Annotated in this window: 4 protein-coding genes; all 4 read left to right on the top strand. The window is 39.1% G+C overall.

Going from position 1 to position 3,182, the window contains the following annotated elements; all coding sequences use genetic code 11:
• Positions 1-817 (top strand): DUF4351 domain-containing protein (locus tag IM515_RS18240; protein ID WP_287629409.1); only part of this gene is annotated, 817 nt, incomplete at its 5' end.
• Between the two features lie 168 nt (positions 818-985).
• Positions 986-1,231, top strand: a complete 246-nt coding sequence (locus IM515_RS18235) for a UPF0175 family protein (protein WP_287629408.1) — start codon at positions 986-988, stop codon at positions 1,229-1,231.
• On the top strand, positions 1,228-1,725 hold the full coding sequence (locus tag IM515_RS18230) for a PIN domain-containing protein (RefSeq protein ID WP_002770626.1): 498 nt from the start codon (positions 1,228-1,230) through the stop codon (positions 1,723-1,725). Before IM515_RS18235 ends, IM515_RS18230 begins: the two co-directional genes overlap by 4 nt.
• 270 nt (positions 1,726-1,995) lie before the next feature.
• A partial coding sequence (locus tag IM515_RS18225) for a pre-peptidase C-terminal domain-containing protein (protein ID WP_287698114.1) occupies positions 1,996-3,182 on the top strand: 1,187 nt, incomplete at its 3' end.

The raw sequence follows: 3,182 nt of genomic DNA, 5'->3' as shown, positions 1-3,182 counted from the left end.
GCAGGAAAGTTCCCGCAAGTGGTTTAATCGGCGAATGTTTACTTATTTTGCTCGCTTTCATGAGAAATTTGTCTTACCGATTTATCCGATTGTAATTTTTTCTTATTCAAAGCCAAAAAGAGAAGCGATTAGTCAATATGTGGTCGATTTTCCTGATTTAAAAGTCTTAGAATTTAACTATCAAGTAGTGCAGTTAAATCGATTAAATTGGCGAGATTTTCTCAATCAGCCGAATCCGGTTGCTTCAGCTTTGATGGCGAAGATGAACATTGCAGAGAAAGAGCGAGCCAAGGTAAAAGCGGAATGTCTGCGCTTGTTAATTACTTTAAGGTTAAATCCAGCGAAAATGCAATTAATTTCTGGATTTATTGATACTTATCTCAATCTAAATCCAGTGGAAGAGATACAATTTCAAGAAGAGATTAGCACATTTAGTCAACCCGTACAGGAGGGAGTTATGCAAATTACCACCAGTTGGATGCGTCAAGGTATTGAACTAGGTATCGAACAAGGTATCGAACGGGGTATTGAACAAGGTATCGAACGGGGTATTGAACAAGGTATCGAACGGGGTATTGAACAAGGTATCGAACGGGGTATTGAACAAGGTATCGAACAAGGTATTGAACAAGGTATTGAACGGGAAAAAACATTGATTCTTCGTCAACTTAAACGCAAGTTAGGGGAGATTAATCCTTCATTAGAAACTAATATCATGGAGTTAAGTATTGATGATGTTGAAGTATTAGGAGAAGCTTTATTCGATTTCTCTACGGTTGAAGATTTAATCAATTGGTTGAATACTTTAACTGCCTAGCTTTGACGTTAGGGATCGCATCTTCGCCATGACAAGGGGTAAGATTGCTTCGGAGAGGGAATTTCAGTTAACAGTTAACAGTTAGAAGTGAGGTCTGTCAAAGGGAATTGACAGACCGCAAAACATAGGATAGCATTTGTATAATTCTTATCAAAATACGGAGAAAATATGACTCTAGTTATTTCCCAAGAAGTGATTAAAGCAAGTGGTTTATCAGAGGATGAACTGTTGATGGAAATTGTTGTTATGTTATTCCAACAAGATAAGATTAGCTTAGGAAAAGCAAGTGAGTTATTAGGTATTAATCAAATCAAGTTTCAACGGCTGCTTTCTGAACGAGGAATTTGTATTCACTATGATGTTGCTGAGTTTCAGGAAGATATTAAGCATTTAAAAGAGAAAGGTTGGCTATGATTATTATTAGCGATACTTCTCCTCTCAGCAGTCTTGCTCTTGTTGGTTATCTGTCAATCTTAAAAGATATTTATACTAATGTTGTTATTCCCCAAGCAGTTGCCAATGAATTAGCCAATTTAACTGAGGAAGATATCCGCATTAAAGCGATAATTTCTCTGAACTGGATACAGGTTAAACAAGCCGCTAATTTGGAACTTGTGGCTTGTTTGAGCAATGACTATAATTTAGATATTGGCGAAGCAGAAGCAATCGCTCTTGCCTTAGAATTAAAAGCAGATGAATTGTTAATTGATGAGCGTCTTGGACGGAGGGAGGCTGTGCGTTTGGGGCTGTCAATTACGGGGGTTCTAGGAGTTCTTTTAATCGCTAAAAATAGAGGATTGATTGCTAAGGTTCAACCCATAATCGATGCTCTAATACTCCAAGCAAATTTTCGCATCAGTCGTCAACTTTATCAGGAGGTTTTGCAAACGGCAAATGAATTAGATTAAGTTGTGATTTTAGAAAACGGGTTTCTTCGAGAAACTATTTAGAAAACCCGTTTTCTTGTATTTAGAAAACGGGTTTCTTCGAGAAACTATCTAGAAAACGGGTTCCTTTGAGAAACCCGTTTTCTTGTTCCTTTGAGAAACTATCTAGAAAACCCGTTTTCTTTGAGAAACCCGTTTTCTTGTATAAATGTTAATTTATGTTACAGGTTCTTGAAAAATTCGCGCTTGTTGGGCTAAAACTATTAGCAATAAACTTTTGCAGTTAACGTCATGACTTCTACCCTGTTGCCGAGCCTTCCTTCTGTGTATGATGTTTTGTTCGATTTTGCTCAATCTGATGGTTTTTGGGCGAATTTAGAAACCGCTTTTGGCACAAGTTATGATGTGGTTAAGGCGACGCAATTACGACAACAGTGGCAAAGTCGAAATTTTGGTCAACTTCCCCCGATTGAGGTACTCAGTGATGAGGTTTTAGGGACGGCGAATGGTGCATATTCCAGCAGTACCAATAAGATTTATCTATCAGCATCTTTTTTAAATACGGCCTCGTCAGCAGCGATAGTTAATGTAATTTTAGAAGAAATTGGGCATTATGTGGATGCTCAAATTAATCCGGTGGATAGTGCCGGAGATGAGGGGGCAATTTTTGCAGAGTTGGTTCAAGAGGTTAATCTGTCTGAGTCCCAGTTGGCTTTATTACGGGGAGAGGATGATTCGAGGGTAATAACGATTGACGGGATAGAGACCGAGATGGAAATGGCTATTGCTGACCCTGGAAATACCCTAGCAGAAGCTCTAGACCTGGGAACCCTCAGTTATAGTCTGACTCCCCCTCTAGCACCTCCAGTCCTACAAGAATATTTAGACTCAGTGGGAGGGGATGATAGTGATGATTACTTCAAATTCAGCTTAGATGCGACACGGAATGTCGAATTTGATTTAAACTTACCCAGTGGTCTCAGTATTGAGGTTTTAGACAGTAGTGGCAACATTCTTGAGAGTGCCAGTAATGCCAATTCCTACAGCAGTTATTTTTCCTTCAAAGAAAACTTGGACGCAGGGACTTACTATCTCCATTTATCGAGCAGTAATAGTGCCGCAACAGTTTATGACTTCGATTTAGTGGTAGCACCGCAGGATAATGGTGGAGAATCGGGGGAATCGGTCAATGTGGGAACGTTAACAGCCACACCCATTGTTAAGACAGATTATCTGTATAATAGCCCTAACTATGATCAGGATTACTATCAATTTACCCTGAGTGAAAACAGCACGGTTACTTTTGAGTTAACCGATGATAGCAATGCTTATACCTATCTATATTTGTATAGCGGAACGAATAGTTATGGCTCTTCCATTGCGAGTCTGTATAATGGGAGTAATGAAACAACAAAGACCTTAGAAAGGACTCTGGCGGCTGGGGTTTATACATTTTACTTATATGGCTCTGGAAGCTC

This window comes from Microcystis sp. M44BS1 (assembly GCF_020244875.1).
Classification (GTDB): domain Bacteria; phylum Cyanobacteriota; class Cyanobacteriia; order Cyanobacteriales; family Microcystaceae; genus Microcystis; species Microcystis panniformis.
This window is presented reverse-complemented; position numbering and strand designations above follow the sequence as displayed.